Genomic DNA, 18958 nt, shown 5'->3' with positions numbered 1-18958 from the left:
CGGCCGCTAAGACCTGGCCCGGCGGTTCCCCGCCGGGCTGGCACCGGTTTGTTGACGCTTATTCGCTCTTTTCGCCGTCACTGTCGGCTTCGGCGGCCGGCTGGGCAAGCGCGGAATCGAGCACCTCAACCTTGATGGCATCTTTCAGCTCGGCCATCTTGGCTTCGTAGCGCTCGCGCACCAGCTGCTGCCGCAGCTCTTTGGACACGGCTTCAAGGGCCGGCTTTTCCTGACGGCGCTTGTCTTCCACCTTGATCACATGCCAGCCGAACTGGGTCTCAACCGGCTCCTTGGTGTAGTCGCCCGGCGCCAGTGCGAAAGCCGCCTCTTCAAACGGCTGGACCATCTGGCCTTTTGTGAAATAGCCAAGGTCACCACCATTGGGGCCGGACGGGCCCGTTGATTTTTCCTTGGCCAGCTCCGCAAAATCCGCGCCCCCGTCCAGCTCCTTGATCACGGCTTCGGCTTCCGCCTTGTCCTTGACCAGAATGTGCCGGGCCTGGATTTCTTCCGGACCTTCAAAATCGGCGAACTGCTTGTCATAGGCCGCCTTCAGATCGTCTTCGGAGATCCCGCCATCGACCTTCTGGGCCAGATAGGCGTTGCGCAGTGCCTGCATCTCCAGAAATTCCAGCTGCTTCTGGAAGTCCGGGTCCTTGTCGATGCCGTCCTTGCGGGCGGCTTGGGCAAGGAGCTCCATATCAACCACCACATCCAGCAGGATCTGACGCCATTGCGCCGGCGGGAAGCGCTGCAACTGCTGCCCCAGGTCCTTGGCAGCAAAAGCGATGTCGGCTTCGGTGATTTCCTGATCACCGACCTTGGCCACCACATCGTCCGGTTCGGCTGCCTTCAGCGAAACGGATCCGAGCGTCACGGCCAGAAGGGAAACGGCAACAGCCTGAACGGGCCTGCGCATCGAAATTCGGAACATAAGAAGTCCTTTACCTATGGGAACGGTCTCTTTATTGCCCTCAATCTTCAGGGCGGGGGTACTTTGCCTATTCCAGCAGCGTTGACAAGCTTAGAGCCCCCTCTTATCTGTCGGGCGGTCCTGCTCTTGAGCCGGATGGCATCTTTAAGGCCGCGTTTTCCGGCCGGGCGATCTGCCCGGCGGGACCGTGGACAGCAATTGAGACGATTTCATGGGCGCGCGCCAGATTGCCATTGAGCGCCGCCCGGTAAGGAAGGACCGCCACATGGCTGGCCTTGGCGCTTTAGCACGTAAGCTTTTCGGTTCGTCAAACGACCGCAGAATCAAGACATTCCGGGCAAAGGTCGAGGAGATCAACGCCCTGGAGGCAGAAACTCAGGCCCTTTCGGATGACGCCCTGAAAGCGCGCACCGCCGAATTCCGCAGCCAGCTCGAGAGCGGCGTAAGCCTTGACGACATTCTCGCCCCCGCATTTGCAACAGTCCGCGAAGCCGCCCGGCGCGCCCTGGGACAGCGCCATTATGATGTGCAGCTGATCGGTGGCATGGTGCTCAATTCGGGTCAGATCGCCGAAATGCGCACGGGGGAAGGCAAGACGCTTGTGGCCACCGCGCCGGTCTACCTGAACGCGCTGACAGGCAACGGTGTTCATGTGGTCACCGTGAACGACTATCTGGCCCAGCGTGACAGTGACTGGATGGGCCAGGTCTATCGCTTCCTCGGCCTGACCGTCGGCTGCATCACCCACGGCCTGTCCGACGAGGAGCGCCGCGCGGCCTATGCAGCCGATGTCACCTATGGCACCAACAATGAGTTCGGCTTCGACTACCTCCGGGACAATATGAAGCATGACCGGGCCTCGATGGTGCAGCGCAGCCATTCCTATGCGATCGTCGATGAGGTCGATTCGATCCTGGTGGACGAGGCCCGCACCCCGCTGATCATTTCCGGTCCTTTGGAAGACCGGTCCGAATTCTACAACACCGTTGATGCCTTCATCCCCCAACTGGCGGAAGAGGACTTCGAGCTCGACGAAAAACAGCGCTCGGCCACCTTCACCGAAGCAGGCAACGAGAAACTGGAAGCCCTGCTCAGCGACGCCGATCTTCTGAAGGGCGGCTCCCTTTATGATGTCGAGAACGTGTCGGTCGTTCACCACCTGCAGCAGGCCCTGAAGGCCCACAAGCTGTTCCAGCGTGACAAGGATTATATTGTCCGAAACGGCGAAGTCGTTATCATTGACGAATTCACAGGCCGCATGATGCCGGGCCGCCGGTTCTCCGAAGGCCTGCACCAGGCCCTGGAAGCGCGCGAGAAAGTGCGCATCCAGCCCGAGAACCAGACCCTGGCCTCCATCACCTTCCAGAACTATTTCCGCATGTATGACAAGCTCGCGGGCATGACTGGAACGGCGGCGACGGAAGCGGACGAATTCGCGGATATTTACAAGCTGGAAGTGGTCGAAATTCCGACCAATGTCACCGTCAAACGGATTGACGACGACGATGAGGTCTACCGCACGGTCCAGGAAAAATTCAACGCCATCGTCAAGCTGATCGATGATTGCAAGGAGCGGGGCCAGCCAATCCTGGTGGGCACGACCTCGATCGAGAAGTCCGAGCTTCTGGCCGAAATGCTGAAGAAACACGGCTACAAACAGATCGATCTCAGCGACCCGGCCGCCTTTGCCGCCGCTCAAAAGAAGGACGATGGCAAGTCCAAGATCTTTGCGGTCCTGAACGCCCGTTATCACGAACAGGAAGCCTTCATCGTTTCCCAGGCAGGCCTGCCCGGCGCCGTGACCATTGCCACCAACATGGCCGGCCGCGGCACCGACATCCAGCTCGGCGGCAATGCGGACATGCAGATCGCCATGGAGCTGGGGGACATGCCCGAAGGCGAAGAGCGCAGCACGAAAGAAGCCGCGATCCGCTCGGAAGTTGAGGCTCTGAAGGAAAAGGCGCTTCAGGCCGGCGGCCTCTATGTGATCGGCACCGAGCGCCATGAAAGCCGCCGCATCGACAACCAGCTGCGCGGCCGGTCCGGCCGCCAGGGGGACCCGGGCCATTCCAAGTTCTTCCTGTCGCTTCAGGACGATCTGATGCGCATTTTTGGCTCCGAGCGCATGGATTCCATGCTTCAGAAACTCGGGTTGGAAGAAGGCGAAGCCATTATCCATCCCTGGATCAACAAGGCGCTGGAAAAGGCCCAGCAGAAGGTTGAAGCCCGCAACTTCGACATCCGCAAGAACCTCCTGAAATTCGATGACGTGATGAACGACCAGCGCAAGGTGGTCTTTGAGCAGCGTATCGAGCTGATGGACAGCGAGGCCATCCAGGACGCGGTCACGGACATGCGCCACGATGTGATTGACGATCTGGTCGCCAACCACATTCCCGAACGGGCCTATCCCGAACAGTGGAACACTGAAGGTTTGCAAGAAGAGGTGGGCAAATACCTGAACCTGGATCTTCCGGTCAAAGACTGGGCAGCGGAAGAAGGCATTGCCGAAGAAGAGGTGAAAGAGCGCCTGCGCCGGACCGCCGACGAGGCCATGGCCCAGAAGGTGGCCAAATACAGCCCGGACATCATGCGCCAGGTCGAAAAGACGATCCTGCTGCAGACCCTCGACAATCTGTGGCGCGAGCATCTGGCCAATCTGGATCACCTGCGCTCGGTCATCGGGTTCCGGGGCTACGCCCAGCGTGACCCGCTCCAGGAATACAAGACCGAAGCTTTCACCCTGTTTGAATCCATGCTGGCGCAACTGCGCCAGATGACCACGGCCCAGCTGCTGCGGGTCGAGCTGGTGACAGAACAGCCGCCGCAAATGCCGGACGAACCGGAAATGCATGCCCACCACATCAACCCGCTGACCGGGGAAGACGAAATGGCTGCAGCTGACGCCCAGCTCCGGAATGTGCCGCCGGGCGAACGCGATCCGCAAGATCCGTCCACCTGGGGCAAAGTCGGCCGGAACGAGCCCTGCCCCTGTGGATCCGGCAAGAAATACAAGCACTGTCACGGGGCGCTCGTCTGAGCCTCCCCTTTGTCTGACACGCAAGAAGCGCCGGCGTATCCTTCAAAATGCGCCGGCTTTTTTGCGCCTTGCAAAGAACGTGTGCGCAATCCGTTCTCCGCAGGGCTGGTGTTTTGCCCGAATCTGCTGCAGTTTGCGCGAAATCCAATCGCTGACTGCACATCCGGCATCTTCATGAACCAGACGGCCGCTTCAAAACTTTATATCTCCCGCCGCGAAGGCATCCGCCCGGCGGCCCCGATGCTCAGCGTCATCGTCCCCGTTTTCAACGAAGAAGACGTGATCGGCCATTTTCTGGACGCCACCCTGCCGGTTCTAAAAACGTCCGGGCTGCCTTACGAATATGTCTTCATAGATGACGGCAGCCGGGACAAGACTGCAGATATCATCTCCGCCAAACTGTCCGGGGGCCTGCCGGGACGTCTTCTGGGCCTGTCCCGGAATTTCGGCAAGGAAGCCGCGCTCTCGGCCGGTTTGGAAGCGGTCAAGGGGGACATCGCGGTCATCATGGATGCGGATCTGCAGGACCCGCCCGAGCTGATCCTTGACATGCTCGACGGCTGGCGCTCCGGCTATGACGTCATTTATGGCCTGAGGGTCGACCGGTCATCCGACACGCTGATGAAACGGTCTACCGCGAACCTGTTCTACAAACTCTTCAACCGGCTCGCCAATATCGACATGCCGGCCAATGCCGGGGATTTCCGGCTGATCGACCGGGCTGTCATCGATGCCCTTTTGCGGCTGCCGGAGCGCAGCCGGTTTATGAAGGGCCTGTTTGCCTGGGTTGGCTTTCCCTCCATGGCACTTCCCTATGAGCGCCCGCCGCGCAAGGCCGGAAGCGGCAAGTTCAACTACTGGAAGCTGTGGAATTTTGCGCTGGACGGGCTGACCAGTTTCACCACCATGCCACTGCGGATCTGGTCCTATGGCGGCGCCCTGATTTCCTGCGGCGCTTTCGCCTATGCCCTGTTCCTGATCCTGCAAGTGAGCATTTTTGGCGTCGATGTGCCGGGCTATGCCTCGCTCATGGTAGCCGTGCTGTTTTTTTCCGGGGCCCAGCTTCTGTCCATCGGCATGATCGGCGAATATGTCGGCCGCCTCTTCAGCGAATCCAAACAGCGTCCGGTCTATATTCTGCAGGATGTCATCGAAGGCCAGCCCGGCACTCCGGCAAGCCAAAGTACCAACGAAGCGCAAACGGACGATCCGGCTGCCACTGCCTCCAGCAAGGACACACATGCTGGCTGATGCGAACCGGCAACGCCTGAAGACCGAAACGGCCGCCGCCGGAAAATTTGCCATTGTCGGCGTGGTGGCCACCCTCACCCATGCGGTGGTCGCCTCAGGGCTCTTCAAGAGCGGGCTGCTGCCGGTGGTCCCATCCAACATTGGCGGGTTTCTGGCCGCCTTCACGGTCTCCTTCAGCGGCCACTATTTCTGGAGCTTCAGCCACCTGAAACGCGCCGGAACCTTTTTGAAAACCATTGTCCGCTTCCTGATCATCTCGGTGAGCGGTTTTGCCTTGAATTCCACAATTCTGGCGCTGTGGCTCACCTTTGCCCCCTGGCCGAAGATCTACGGCCTCTGGCTGGCCATTGCGGTTGTGCCCGCCTTTTCGTTTCTAGGCGCCCGGCTCTGGGCTTTTTCGCACCGGTCCGCAGATCCCGCCGCCGACCCTCTTGCCCCTGAAGATCCCTGACCATGACAAAGCTTTCCGGTGCGCAGGCGGCCTTGCTCTATGCTGTTTGCGTCTGTCTGCTCTATGGCCTTGTGCCCAGCCTGACCTTTCCCGGCCCGCCACTGGATGTGGTGGAAGGCTTTGCCTGGGGGCGGGAACTTCAGCTCGGCTATACCAAACATCCCCCCATGCAGGCATGGCTGCTGGAAGCGACCTACTTTCTGTCCGTCGGCCATTATTTCGGGGGCTACTGGCTAAGCGCCCTGTCCGCCGGTCTCGGTTATTTCGTCATCTGGCAGCTCGCCCGCCGTCTCGGCATGAACCAGCAACAAGCCTTCTGGGCGCTGGTGCTGACCAGCGTCACCTTCTACTTCACTCTGCCGATGCCGGAATTCAATCCAAACATCCTGCAGATCCCGGTCTGGAGCGGCATGATCCTGCTGTTCTGGCGTGTTCTGGAGAAGGACCGGCTGAGCGACTGGCTGCTTCTGGGCATAGTGGCAGCCTTCGGACTGTATACGAAATATTTCGTGATGCTTCTGATCGGCACGATCGGGCTTTATATGCTGGTCTTCGCAGAGGCCAGACGGCTCCTCAGGCGGCCCGGCCCCTGGCTGTGTGCGCTGGTCTGCCTCATTCTGCTGGTGCCCCATTTCCTATGGCTTTTGAAAACCGGTTTCCTGACCCTCGACTATGCGGCCAGCCGCAGCAAACCCGCGTCTTCACTGATCGGTCACGTCTACAACCCGCTGAATTTCCTCGCAGCCCAAATCGGAAACCACGCAGGCCTCTTTCTTGTCGGTCTGACCGGATTCGGCTGGGCGGGCCTCAAACATTTCCGCTCCGACCGGCCCGCCCAGGCCGTGCCACTGGCCCCGCCCGGCGACCGGTTCCTGCTTTGGTTCGCCTTCCTGCCACTGGCCGTTGTTCTCTTGGCCTCCGCGCTGACCGGAAACGAGTTTGAGCACATGTGGGGCACGCCGATGTTTGTCCTGTCCGGGATCATTGCCGTAAGGTTCGCTGCCCTCCCGGGCCTGTGGACCTTCCCCAGACGCGCCCTTGCCGCCGCCCTCGCCATTCAGGCGCTTTTCCTCGGCATCTTTGCCGGACAGGCCGTACTCGAACCCTATTGGAAGGAAAAACAGACCCGCATGCACTATCCGGCCCAGGCGGTTGCAGAAACGCTGGCGAAAGTCTGGCACACAGAGATGGGCACGGATCTGGCCTATGTGGCCGGCGACATGTGGTCCGCCGCAAATGTCACGCTCTATGCGCCCGGACGGCCCTCCATGTTCTATCTGCACAGCCGCCGTCTCAGCCCCTGGATTGCGTTTGAGGATGTGCAGAAAAAAGGCCTGATGATCGTCTGGCGGGGCGACAGGGACCGGCCCCTCAACGAAGTGCTTGCCTATTATCCCAAGGCGGTCCGCCAGGGCAGCCAGACCTTCCGCTATCTCTCCGGGGCAGCCATCCCTCCCGTCCGGGTGAACTGGGTCATCATTCCTCCGGGCAAGGTGGCCAAAGCGCCGGTCCAATAGACAACGCCGGGTGCATCCTGTCTGATCTTTCTGCGATCCGGGTGCTCAGATCATAGCAAACTGGCAAAAGTGTCAAAAAACTTACATGGTTAAGCTGTTCACACTCTGGGAGAGATGACTCTCTGCCTGTTGACACAAGACTGACCGGCATGTGCCCGAAAGGCATCATTCTTGTTGCGGCAGACCGAGGTTCATGGATGTGAGTTTTGATAAGGACTGATGGATGACCGAGGACAGCGCAAAGAGCTGGGTTGAGGCCGAATGGGCCGATTCCCTTGATGAAGAACTGGAAATGGAAATTGACGACGGTCTCGTTGCCAGGGACCTGCAGTTCATTTCGGACAAGAAGCACAAGTCCCCTATCGACCGGAGCACCTATTTCCATGAATTGCTCCGCCTGCAGGCGGAACTGGTCAAGCTTCAGGACTGGGTGCAGCATACGGGGGAGAAGATCGTCATTGTCTTTGAAGGCCGGGATGCGGCCGGCAAGGGCGGCGTGATCAAACGGATCACCCAGCGTCTCAACCCCCGGGTCTGCCGGGTTGTTGCGCTGCCAGCTCCGACCGAGCGGGAAAAGAGCCAGTGGTATTTCCAGCGCTATGTGCCTCATCTGCCAGCGGCAGGGGAAATCGTCCTGTTTGACCGGTCCTGGTACAACCGTTCCGGGGTGGAGCGGGTGATGGGCTTTGCCAGCGAAGATCAGGTGGAGCAGTTCTTCAACGATGTCCCCGAATTCGAACGCATGATCGTGCGCTCCGGCGTCCGGCTGATCAAATACTGGTTCTCTATTACGGATGAAGAGCAGCAGCTGCGCTTCCTGATGCGCATCCATGATCCCTTGAAACAGTGGAAACTGTCGCCGATGGACCTGGAATCGCGCATCCGCTGGGAAGACTATACCAAGGCCAAGGAAGAGACGTTCGAGCGCACCAATATTCCTGAAGCCCCCTGGTTCATCGTGGAAGGCAATGACAAGAAACAGGCCCGGCTGAACTGTATCAGCCACCTTCTGTCACAAATGCCTTACGAAGAGGTGCCCCACGATCCGATTTCCCTGCCTGAGCGGCGTTTCAACCCGGACTATGAGCGCAAAGTGCTGCCCGAACACCTCTACGTTCCGCAGAAATTCTGACGCCTTTGACCCAACGACACAACCGTGATCTCCCGGCCCTTGCGGGCCGGGATTTTTCATGCGACCTCAAGACCAAGATATAAAGGATTTCAAGACCGGCGAGGTCCGGGGCACGGGAGGCAGTATCATGAACGGCAGCAAAGTCCGCTGGGGCATCATCTCAACTGCAAAAATCGGCCGGGAAAAGGTTGTTCCCGGCATCAAGGCATCCCGGACAGGGCAGGCGGCGGCGATTGCCTCGCGCGATCTCGGCCGTGGCCACAAGGCCGCAGAGGCCCTGGGGATCGGCAAGGCCTATGGCTCCTATGAAGAACTGTTCGCCGACCCTGATATTGACGCGGTCTATAACCCGCTGCCGAACCACATGCATGTGCCGGTAACCCTTCAGGCCGTGGCCGCCGGCAAACATGTTCTGTGCGAAAAACCTGTTGCCCTAAGCGCCCGTGAGGCCAAGGCGCTGCTGGAGCTTCCCAAGGACCGGCTGGTGGCCGAAGGCTTCATGGTGCGCGCCCATCCACAATGGATCCGCGCCCGCGAGATTGTCAGGTCGGGGGAACTGGGTGAGCTGAAATCCATCCAGGGCTTTTTCAGCTATTTCAACGCTGATCCGGACAATATCCGCAACCGGGCGGATATGGGCGGCGGCGCCCTGATGGATATCGGCTGCTACACCATGCTGGCAGGCCGGTATTTCTTTGACGCCGAACCGCAGCGGGCGGTCTCCCTGATGGACCGGGACCCGGCTTTTGGCACGGACCGCCTGACCAGCGCACTTCTGGATTTCGGCAGCGGGCGGCAGCTTGCCTTTACCGTCTCCACGCAGCTGACGCCGTATCAGCGACTCCAGCTTGTGGGCACGCGCAAGCGGCTGGAAATCCTCATCCCCTTCAACGCGCCGCAAGGCGAGGCCGTCAAGCTGCGCCTCGACAATGGCAGCGGCTTTGCCGACGCCAGCGCCGAGACAGAGACCATCGCGCCTTGCGACCAGTATGGCGAGCTGATCGACGTGTTCGGGCGGGCCGTGACCGGCAAGGCTCCCCTTCCCTACGGTGTGGAGGACGCAGTTCAGAACATGAAAATCCTGGATGCGGTCTTTGCCTCTGCGGAAAAAAGTTCCTGGGTGGAGATCCGTTAGTCACCTGAAACAGAAGTTCGTCACATATCCCGGCACGCTCCGAACGAACTTCAGACTAAACAAAGTGACTGACAAGAGATTGTTTATATTGTGGTTTTCGAATTTGAAATCCGCTCCGGCGGTTCCTGCTAAAATGAGGCCTATTTCAAATTCACCACACTGGACCCGCGCCCTTTTGAACGCCACGAAGACCCGCTAGGGTACGGCCCAACAAGAGAGGCCGACCTGAAGCCCTGATCAGAAACTGGAGTGCAGATGAGCGGATTGCTTGCCCTATTGGATGATGTTGCCGCGATTGCCAAAGTTGCGGCCGCGTCCATGGATGACGTTCTCAGCCAGGCCGCTAAAGCCGGTTCCAAGGCGGCCGGGGCGGTGATCGATGATGCGGCCGTCACACCAAAATATGTGACTGGTTTCAAGCCCGCACGGGAAATTCCGATCGTCTGGCGTATTGCCCGGGGCTCGCTCAAGAACAAGCTCCTGTTCCTGTTGCCCGCCGGGCTGCTGCTCAATGAATACCTGCCCTGGATGATCACGCCGCTATTGATGCTGGGCGGGTCTTATCTATGTTTTGAAGGCGCGGAAAAGATCCACCACCTGTTCGCGGCCAAACAGGACCACGGCCCGGCGGACAGGCCACTGGAAGAAGCAGTCGATGCGGTGCACCTGGAAGAGCAGCGTGTCTCCGGGGCCATCAAGACCGATTTCATTCTATCCGCCGAGATCATGACGATCGCCCTGTCGGAAATTCCCCAAAGCACGCTTTGGATGGAAGCGGCCACTCTGGCCGTTGTCGCTTTCGGCATCACTGTGATGGTCTATGGCTCGGTGGCCCTGATCGTGAAGGCCGACGATTTTGGCCTGATGCTGTCCACCCGCAGCCGTCTGGCCGCCCTGAGGGCCCTCGGCCGGGGGATCGTGACGGCCATGCCCGGATTTTTGAAGCTCCTCATGACCGTCGGAACCGCCGCCATGCTGTGGGTTGGTGGTGCCATTGTCATTCACGGGCTAAAGGCCCTTGGCGTGAAGCAACCTTATGGGCTGATCCATGACATCGCTCATGCGGCTGCGCACGCGATCGGCTATGCGGAAGGGTTCGTGACCTGGGCCGTTACCGCATCCCTCGACGGCTGCTTCGGGCTGCTGCTGGGCTTGATCCTGATCCCGGTTGTCAGCAAAGTCATCCAACCGGTCTGGTCACTCTTCCGCAAAAAACCGGCTGATGTCGGCGGACATTGAGGCCGATTTAGGCTGATCAAAGCGGCCATGGGGCGAAGCGAGCCGCTTCAGTACACGTCACAGGTGTGCTTAGGTTGTAATTTCTGTCAAGAGCCCCCTGAAAATCCGTTTATTTAATTAACAAATAAAAGTTTTTACATCAGATAACCTTAGGTTATTTTGAGGTTATCAGTCGTGAAGTGTTCAAAAGATTGGATGAAAAGCCTTTTGCCAACTATGGCTTTGGCGGTTGGTCTCACCCTCATGACCGCGCCAGGTCACGCAGCCCCGGCAAGTTGTGCCGTAACGGGCAAGGGAAAGTCCGGAGCAACGTTCACGCTGACCGACGCCACTCAGGCCTATTGCAGCACAAAAAATGACAAGATCAGCAACACTGACACCCTGTTCGGATTCACCGGCTGGTCTCTGGCGGGCAAGAATGATGACGCAACCGCAGGCACCGGAAAAATCACATTTACGACGGCACCGGCCAACGGGCTCAAAGAAGGCTTCTGGACGCTCGACACGCTGGCAGGTCTGAGCTCCATTGTGATCACCCTGAAAGCCGGGGATGGATTTGCCGCCTTTCTTCTGGATCTGACCGGAACAACCCCGCTCTCCGGAACCTGGGAGGCATCGAAAGACCTCTCCCATGCGTCCATCTATTATACGGGCAGCCCCCGCTCCGTGCCCCTGCCCGCAACGGCCCTGTTGCTGGTGTCCGGCGTGGCCGGGATTGGCCTTCTGGCCCGCCGCCGCAAGCAGACTTATCGCACGATGCTCTAGGCGGCGTCTGCATTTAAATGGTTTCAAACCGTTTTGTCTTTTGCGTTGAAATCTCTGATTTCAGGCAGCGAAAGGCAAACCCGATTAATCGTGACACGCTATAAGACCTCCCGCTCTGCTGCGGGGACCGAAAGGCGTTCATAAAAAAACCCCGCACCGAGCGGGGTTTTACTGACTTTAAACCATATACGGCAAGCAGACTATTTCAGCGGCGCCAGCACCATGACCATCTGACGGCCTTCGAGCTTCGGTGCGGATTCGACCTTGGCGATTTCCGACGTCTCTTCGCGCACCTTGTTCAAAAGGTTCATGCCGAGATCCTGATGCGCCATTTCACGGCCGCGGAACCGGAGGGTGACCTTCACCTTGTCGCCTTCGTTGAAAAAACGCAGCATACTCTTCATCTTCACGTCATAGTCATGCGTGTCGATATTCGGACGCATCTTGATCTCCTTGATCTCGACGGTCTTCTGTTTTTTGCGGGCTTCTGCTGCTTTCTTCTGGGCCTGGTATTTGTACCGGCCATAATCCAGGATCTTGCAGACCGGCGGATTGGCATTGGGCTGGATTTCAACCAGATCCAGGCCTGCATCCAACGCGATATTCATCGCTTCTTCGGTCGCCACAACGCCACGGTTAGCGCCTTCATGATCAATCAACTGGACTTCGCGAACGCGAATTTCTTGGTTAGTGCGCGGGCCTTCCTTCGTAGGGGGCGGGGCGCGGAACGGACGGCGAATGGTCGCAATCTCCTCTATCGTTTCAACAAGCACCAGAACGGGCTCTTTTCAAGATGCACAAAAGGCCTCGGAACGCATGTACCAAGGTCTCTGTTGCATCTGTCCTAGCGCATCCGTCAAATTCCCGCGAAACCGGCAAAAAGTCAACCGAAATCAGCGTTTTCGACAATGTACGCCATAAAGTGACGTAGCAGCCTCCTGCAAGCCCGGCCCGCCCGGATAAAGCCACCACCTGTTGTAATGTCCTGAAAAATATCACAAGTAAGAACAGAATAGATCATTTAGTGAAGGAAATGTCCGTTGGACGGCGGAAAATTCGTGTTTCAGCTGCTGAAGATCGTCTGCGGGTTTCTCGCAGCGCTCATTTCCTGCGGCCTCTTCCTCTCCTGGGGTTTTTTCAGGGCCACCGATCCGGGCAGCGACCCCATTGCCTTTGCCACCATGGTCGGCAGTGGGCTGATCGGGGCAAGTGTCGTCGGCGCAGCTGTTCTGGTCCCAGCCGGTGTCCTGATCACTATTGCAGAACTGGCCCGCCTGCGCAGCATCATATTCCACCTGGCTGCAAGCGGGGCCATAGCCTTTCTGATCTGGACCTTCGGCTCTGCGGCCGGCATTGGCGGCCTGCGGCCGGGAAGTGTCGTGGCACTGGCCGCCGGATTTTGTGCCGGTCTGGTCTATTGGATCATTGCAGGGCGCACGGCAGGGTGCTGGATGGCAAACAGGCCTGCGGACAATGCCCCAGGTAAGATCGACACCTCAGACGCCTGATATCAGTTGATATTGGCATAGGAGAATCCGGCCCCCCGCTAGAGAGTGTCCTCTTTCAGGGCCTCACGCGCCGCATGGTAATGGTCGTCGCGCATGTGCGAGCGGATCATCGCGATTGCAGCCATCAGCACCGTTGCATCATCGCCAAAGCCGACACCTATGATGAAATCCGGGATCGTGTCCAGAGGCAGGACAAAATAGGCAAGGGCCGCCAACACGGTTGCCCGCACCTTGGCCGGGGTCGCGGGATCAAGCGCGCAGTAATAGCCCGCCACCACATCTTCCATGAACGGAACCTGCCGGGCCGCCTTGCGGGCGGTGGCCAGCAGTTTCTGGCGCACGGTTGTCTTCTGCTCGTCTTCAGGCCCCAGATATTCCGGATCAAAGCCCAGTTCTTCAAATGACGAAGAAGACGCCATATGCACTCTCCCGTTTTCCAATAACCTAACTATGTGGGGGCGCAAGGGCAGAAATTCAAATCCGCCCCATGTGCAACGCACGGGAAAGGCTCTTCAAGCGTGTCATACCAACCTAGATAAATACGAGCCTGTTGGAGGGGGTTTTCAGGTTCGAGGGCAAGAGAAGGTGCGCAGATCAGCCTGGCTGGCCGGTCAAGCAGCGTGATACAGCCCCCGACAGCCCCCAGCTTTCAGGCGTTGCCACGGGTTTCCAGAAGACGGCGGGCAATCACCTGGGCCTGAATCTCTGCCGCCCCTTCAAAGATGTTCAAGATGCGGGCGTCGCACAGAACCCGGGAAATCTCATATTCCAGGGCAAAGCCGTTGCCGCCGTGGATCTGCAATGCGTTGTCGGCTGCGGCCCAGGCCACCCGGGCCCCAAGCAGTTTGGCCATACCTGCCTCCAGATCGCAGCGCTTGCCGGAATCCTTCTGCCATGAGGAAAAATACGTGAGCTGGCGGGCAATCATCACCTCGGCGGCCATCATGGCCAGCTTGTCGGACACCCTTGGAAATTCGACAAGCGCCTTGCCGAACTGATTGCGCTCCTCCGCATAGCGCAGCCCCAGATCAAGCGCTGCCTGGGCCACACCGAGGGCGCGCGCAGCCGTTTGAATACGGGCGCCTTCAAAGGTCTGCATCAACTGCTTGAAGCCTTCGCCTTCGACCTGCCCCAGCAAGCCGTCCGCGCTGACCTCAAAGCCGTCAAAAGCAATTTCATACTCCTTCATGCCCCGATAGCCGAGCACCTCGATCTCGCCGCCGCTCATGCCCTCAGCCGGGAAAGGGGTCTCGTCCGTGCCGCGCGGCTTTTCCGCAAGGAACATGGACAGGCCCTTGTAGCCGGGCTGTTCCGGATCAGTGCGAGCCAGGAGGGTCATGACATCGGCCCGCACCGGATGGGTGATCCAGGTCTTGTTGCCGTAAATCTTCCAGCTGTCTCCCTCTTTCACCGCCCGTGTCTTTAACGACGCCAGATCGGACCCGGTATTGGGCTCGGTAAAGACGGCCGTAGGCAGGATCTCGCCCGACGCGATCTTCGGCAGCCACTTCTGTTTCTGCGCCTCTGTTCCCCCGCACAGAATCAATTCTGCGGCGATTTCGGACCGGGTGCCCAGGGAGCCGACCCCGATATAGGCCCTGGAGAGTTCTTCGGAGACCACACACATGGCTTCTTTGCCGAGCCCCAGACCACCATACGCCTCCGGAATGGTCAGGCCGAACACCCCCAGTTCGGACATCTGGGAAATGACGTTCATCGGAATGTAGTCATTGCTCAGGTGCCACTGATGGGCGTGAGGCGTGACCATATCCTCCGCAAAGCGCCGCATTTCATTGCGGATCTGCTCCATGGTCTCATCCAGACCGGAATCGCCAAACGTGGACTGCCCGGCCTGATCCCGGATCAGAGTCGTGATCTGCGCCCTCAAAGCCGGAAGGGAGCCCGCCTCGATCAGGGCGTCAATTTCCGCGCTGCGCGCGCTCCTGGTCTCATCACCCGTGAGCCCCAGATCCGCAAGGCGTACTATCTCGCCCTGATTCATGGCGATGCCGCCAAAGATCTGCGCCAGATATTCGGCAAAGCCAAGCTGAACCAGCCGCTCCTCCAGCCCCCCGCAGCGCCCTTCGTCGTCCAGCCGCCTCGCATAGGCGTCCAGCTGGCGCAAGGATTCCACATAGGTCGCCATCCAGGCCAGACCGTGGGTGGCCCGCTGCTCCTGCTCCATCAGCCGGGAGGACAGGCGTCCGCCTTCCGTGACCTTCGCGCTCACGCGCTGCGCTGCAAGATCAAGCAGCCGGTCCAGGGACGCGATGGCGGTGGCTCTATATTCGCTCAGGCGCTCCGGCGCATCTGCTGCCGTAAGGGCTGCAGGGGACATAGGCGATCTCCGTTTTCATTTGTTGCGTAAATTCGCTTTTTGTTGAAGCTATGTTGCGTCGCACACCCTGATTTGTCGAGCCGGAATTTGTTCTCCTTTTGGAGGGGGGCATTTTTGCCGCCTCCACTCTTGACGGCCCAAGGCCCCGGGGGCCACATCAGGGCCATGGGTGTTCGACAGACATTTGTTTCCGTTTATGCGGTCCTGAAGGACGCAATTGGCCATTTCGCCAGAGACGATGGCTTTGCCATGGCCAGCCATGTCGCTCTGTCCGGCCTCCTGGCGATCTTTCCGTTGCTGATCTTCATCGCCTCCCTGGCCGCCTTTCTGGGCATGACAGGTGCGGCAAACACGGTCTCGGAGCTTGTGTTTGAAGCCTGGCCGGAAACGGTGGCAGCCCCGGTGGTACGGGAAATCAACAATGTGCTCACGGTCCGGCGCGGAGACCTTCTGACTTTTGGTGCCGTGGCCGCCTTATGGTTCGCCTCAAACGGGGTGGAAGCCCTGCGCACGGCCCTCAACCGGGCCTACCGGCAACATGAGCACCGCTCGATCGTGCTGCTGCGGCTTCAGTCTCTCGGGCTGGTGCTCCTGGGGGCGGCCATTCTGCTGTCCTACACGTTTCTGGTGGTTCTCGCTCCGCTCGCGCTTGAAGCCCTGCAGGCCTATGTGCCGAAGGTGGAAGCGTTTCTGCTCTCGATCAATGTGGCCCGCTATTCGATTGCCGGGTCCCTGCTGATTGTCGGCCTGTTTGTCACTCACTGGCTGCTGCCGGCTGGAAAGCGCAGCTTTCAGGACCTGTGGCCCGGGGTGCTGGCAACCCTTGTCATGTGGATCATTGCCGGCAGTGCCTTTGGCGCCTATCTGGCCAGCTTTGCCAATTATGTGTCCACCTATGGGGGCCTCGCCGGGATCATGACCGCGCTGATCTTTCTTTATATCTGTGCGATGGTGTTCATTTTGGGCGGCGAGCTGAACGCATCAATCTCCCGCCAGCGCCGCATCGCGGACCGGCGGAAAACCCGCTCGAAAGCGTCCGCCGAAGCCCCCTCGGCGGGTACTTAGGCCCCGGCGTCCCGAGGCTGCGGGTTCCGGCGGATCACCAGAACCGCTCCAATGATCAGCGCCATGCCGGCGATCTGAACCAGAGACAGGGTTTCGCCGAAGAGCAAATAGCCTTCCACGGCGGTTGCCGCCGGAACCAGGTAAAACAGGCTTGCGACCTGGGAGACCGCGCCGTTGCGAATGAGCAGCATCAGCAACAGGATCGCACCGACAGACAGGACCAGAACCAGCCAGGCCATGGCGAAGATGAGCTCACCCGACCAGATGACCTGCCAGCTTTCGCCAAGCGCAAGCGGGGCCGTGATCGAAAGAGCGCCCACATATTGCCAAACGGTGGCGGCCAGAAGGTCCGTCTTGGGCACAAAACGTTTCTGATAGACCGTGCCGAGGCTGATCGCAGCCACCGACAGCACGACGGCCGACACGGTCGCAACGGTGATGCCGGTGCCGCCCAGATCAAATTTCGGCCCCAAAACCAATCCCAGACCGCAGGCGCCAATCGCCATGCTGAGCCAGTGCCGCTTGCTGACGGTCTCTGACAGAAGCCCCACGGCCATCAAGGCCGTCAGCACCGGCTGCAGACCCACAATGATGGCGGCCGCCCCGGCCGGAAGCCCGTGTTTGATCGCCCAGAAAACCCCGGCCAGGTAGATCCCGTGCACCAGCAGGCCGGTGACAACACAGTGCAGAACCGCCCGCCAGTTGGACGGCCAGGACTTGGACAGGACAAGCGCCAGCAGAAACAGCACAGGCAGGACCAGTGCGAACCGGAGGGTGAGAAACACCATTGGCTCCACATAGGGAGCCCCCAGTTTCGAGCCGATAAATCCGGTTGACCACAACAGGACAAACAGAACCGGAGCGGTTTTGGTCAGAGCGTTCAAAAGAGGCCTCTTGACTGTTCAAGCAGCTGACCAGGCAGGTCTGCCAGGCTCCCAAAGACCAAGACGGGACCGGGGATCCGGCACAAAACCTGAAGGGCAGATCCGGGACATCGGCTGGAAGGCGGGAAAGATCCACGCCGGTCATACGATGGTCGGCCGCCTGCTGCAATCCTCTCTTTGGAGAGGTCCGGCCTGCCCCGCCCGTTTTCCAGAAGAAAGCCGCTCCCCAGACGCGGCGTTTCGCCCTGCTGGCGGCGGGCGGTTCTTCATGCTAGGTGACGGTCTGAAAGCACAACACCCAAAGCCGGGCGCCCCTGTTTTTGAAGCGCCTGAAATCCTGGCAAAAAGGCGCTACGGAATGCAGGAACACATTGTCATCATCGGGGCCGGACAGGCTGGCGCGCAGCTGGCACACTCCCTTCGCCAGGGAGGCTTTGACGGGCCCCTGCGCCTGATTGGTGACGAGCCACATCCCCCGTATCAACGCCCGCCGCTCTCCAAGAAATACCTGTCCGGCGAAGTGGGAGCGGAAGGGCTCTGGCTCCGCCCGCCTGCGTTTTTTGACACCAACCGCATCGATCACATCCCCAGCACCATGGTGGTTGCCATTGACCGGGGCGCAAAACGGTTGACGCTGCAAAATGGCGATACACTCCCCTATGGCAAGCTGGTTCTGGCCACCGGCACCAAAGCCCGCAGCCTGCCATTGGCCGGCGCGGACAAAAAAGGCGTCTTGACCCTGCGCTCCATCGCCGATGTGGACGCCATCCGCGACGGCCTTCAGGACTGCAAACGTATCGCGATCATCGGGGCCGGGTATATCGGCCTGGAAGTGGCGGCCGTGGCCAGAGCGCTCGGCAAGGAAGTCAGCGTGATCGAGGCCCAGGACCGGCCCATGAAGCGGGTCGTCAGCGAGGCGGTCTCCAGCTATTTCACCAAGCTGCACCGGGACAATGGCGTTGACCTGCGCCTGGAAACCGGCATCGACGCGATTGAAGGCACGGACAAGGTCACCGGCGTCAAACTCTCCGACGGCACCATTCTGGACGCCGAACTGGTTCTGATCGCGGTGGGAGCCGAGCCCAACGACCAGCTGGCGGCCGAGGCGGGGCTTGAAGTGGACAATGGCGTTCTGGTGGATGGCTGTGGCCAGACCAGCGATCCGGATATCTATGCTGTGGGGGACTGCACCCGGTTTTATTCCAGCCGCTATCACCGCTCCGTGCGCATGGAAAGTGTTCAAAACGCCATTGACCAGGCCAAGGCCGCAGCCAAGGCCCTCATGGGTGAGGAGGTCGACTACGATCCCCTGCCCTGGTTCTGGTCCGACCAGTACAACATCAAGCTGCAGATCGCGGGCCTGTCGGAAGGCTATGATGAAACGGTCCTTGCCGGATCACCGGACGATCACAAGTTCTATGTCGCCTATCTGAAGGACGGCACCCTGATTGCGGTCGACAGCATCAATTCCCCGCGCTCGCATATGATGTCCCGCCGGGCGATCGGCGAGCCCTGGCGGACAGATCTGCTGCCGGAGGCCTAAGCTTCAGAGCCGCCCCGGCCTTGAGCCGGGGCCTGGAGCGGGGCCCAGCAGCCTCCCGGACAGACTTAGAGCGTTTCCCGCTTACTCCGGCTCATATCCTGCGGCAGCGAAGTAGTTTCTTGCCTCTGAGGGCGTGACTGCGTCTATCGCAGACGC

Annotated in this window: 16 protein-coding genes; 11 read left to right on the top strand and 5 right to left on the bottom strand. The window is 59.6% G+C overall.

From position 1 onward, the window contains the following. Positions 1-58: 58 nt before the first annotated feature. On the bottom strand, positions 59-934 hold the full coding sequence (locus ACXAIC_RS22475; protein ID WP_475186003.1) for a peptidylprolyl isomerase: 876 nt from the start codon (positions 932-934) through the stop codon (positions 59-61). Between the two features lie 265 nt (positions 935-1199). On the opposite strand from ACXAIC_RS22475, the gene secA reads away from it, so the two are divergent. From secA to ACXAIC_RS22435, 8 genes are all read left to right on the top strand, one after another. Further along, positions 1200-3974 (top strand): preprotein translocase subunit SecA, encoded by a 2775-nt coding sequence (gene secA, locus ACXAIC_RS22470; protein WP_475186056.1) that lies wholly within the window; start codon positions 1200-1202, stop codon positions 3972-3974. A 174-nt stretch (positions 3975-4148) separates the two neighbouring features. After that, positions 4149-5225: a glycosyltransferase family 2 protein gene (locus ACXAIC_RS22465; RefSeq protein WP_475185999.1), complete on the top strand. Its 1077-nt coding sequence runs from the start codon at positions 4149-4151 to the stop codon at positions 5223-5225. Between the two features lie 16 nt (positions 5226-5241). Further along, positions 5242-5676 (top strand): GtrA family protein, encoded by a 435-nt coding sequence (locus ACXAIC_RS22460; protein WP_475186054.1) that lies wholly within the window; start codon positions 5242-5244, stop codon positions 5674-5676. Between the two features lie 2 nt (positions 5677-5678). Beyond that, positions 5679-7193, top strand: coding sequence for a glycosyltransferase family 39 protein (locus ACXAIC_RS22455; RefSeq protein ID WP_475185996.1), 1515 nt, complete (start codon positions 5679-5681; stop codon positions 7191-7193). Positions 7194-7416: 223 nt separating this feature from the next. Then, entirely contained in the window at positions 7417-8325 is a 909-nt protein-coding gene (ppk2, locus tag ACXAIC_RS22450; RefSeq protein ID WP_475185992.1) for a polyphosphate kinase 2, read from the top strand. A gap of 127 nt (positions 8326-8452) precedes the next feature. Then, a complete protein-coding gene (locus ACXAIC_RS22445; protein ID WP_475185990.1) occupies positions 8453-9460 on the top strand; it encodes a Gfo/Idh/MocA family protein in 1008 nt (335 codons plus the stop codon). Positions 9461-9715: 255 nt separating this feature from the next. Then, positions 9716-10699, top strand: coding sequence for a DUF808 domain-containing protein (locus tag ACXAIC_RS22440; RefSeq protein WP_475185986.1), 984 nt, complete (start codon positions 9716-9718; stop codon positions 10697-10699). 243 nt (positions 10700-10942) lie between these two features. Then, positions 10943-11464 (top strand): VPLPA-CTERM sorting domain-containing protein, encoded by a 522-nt coding sequence (locus ACXAIC_RS22435; RefSeq protein ID WP_475185982.1) that lies wholly within the window; start codon positions 10943-10945, stop codon positions 11462-11464. Positions 11465-11664: 200 nt separating this feature from the next. Here ACXAIC_RS22435 and infC read toward each other — a convergent pair whose 3' ends face one another. Next, positions 11665-12204, bottom strand: a complete 540-nt coding sequence (gene infC, locus ACXAIC_RS22430; RefSeq protein ID WP_475186051.1) for a translation initiation factor IF-3 — start codon at positions 12202-12204, stop codon at positions 11665-11667. 300 nt (positions 12205-12504) lie between these two features. On the opposite strand from infC, the gene ACXAIC_RS22425 reads away from it, so the two are divergent. Then, entirely contained in the window at positions 12505-12972 is a 468-nt protein-coding gene (locus ACXAIC_RS22425; protein WP_475185977.1) for a translation initiation factor IF-3, read from the top strand. 38 nt (positions 12973-13010) lie between these two features. Here ACXAIC_RS22425 and ACXAIC_RS22420 read toward each other — a convergent pair whose 3' ends face one another. Both ACXAIC_RS22420 and ACXAIC_RS22415 read right to left on the bottom strand, forming a co-directional pair. After that, the gene (locus ACXAIC_RS22420) at positions 13011-13391 is read right to left on the bottom strand and encodes a YkvA family protein (protein WP_475185972.1); all 381 of its coding nucleotides are present in this window, start codon (positions 13389-13391) and stop codon (positions 13011-13013) included. A gap of 230 nt (positions 13392-13621) precedes the next feature. After that, positions 13622-15310: an acyl-CoA dehydrogenase family protein gene (locus ACXAIC_RS22415; RefSeq protein WP_475185970.1), complete on the bottom strand. Its 1689-nt coding sequence runs from the start codon at positions 15308-15310 to the stop codon at positions 13622-13624. Between the two features lie 165 nt (positions 15311-15475). Here ACXAIC_RS22415 and ACXAIC_RS22410 point away from each other — a divergent pair, with 165 nt between their 5' ends. Beyond that, positions 15476-16375, top strand: coding sequence for a YihY/virulence factor BrkB family protein (locus ACXAIC_RS22410; protein WP_475185967.1), 900 nt, complete (start codon positions 15476-15478; stop codon positions 16373-16375). Here ACXAIC_RS22410 and ACXAIC_RS22405 read toward each other — a convergent pair. Beyond that, entirely contained in the window at positions 16372-17259 is an 888-nt protein-coding gene (locus ACXAIC_RS22405; RefSeq protein WP_475185963.1) for a DMT family transporter, read from the bottom strand. The genes ACXAIC_RS22410 and ACXAIC_RS22405 overlap by 4 nt on opposite strands. 358 nt (positions 17260-17617) lie before the next feature. Between ACXAIC_RS22405 and ACXAIC_RS22400 the strand changes: the two genes are divergently transcribed. Next, a complete protein-coding gene (locus ACXAIC_RS22400) occupies positions 17618-18802 on the top strand; it encodes an NAD(P)/FAD-dependent oxidoreductase (RefSeq protein ID WP_475185957.1) in 1185 nt (394 codons plus the stop codon). The last annotated feature ends 156 nt before the right edge of the window (positions 18803-18958 follow it).

Source organism: Roseibium sp. AWQ4_254 (assembly GCF_056161025.1).
The sequence above is the reverse complement of the archived record's forward strand: the minus strand, read 5'-3'. Positions and strand labels throughout refer to the sequence as shown.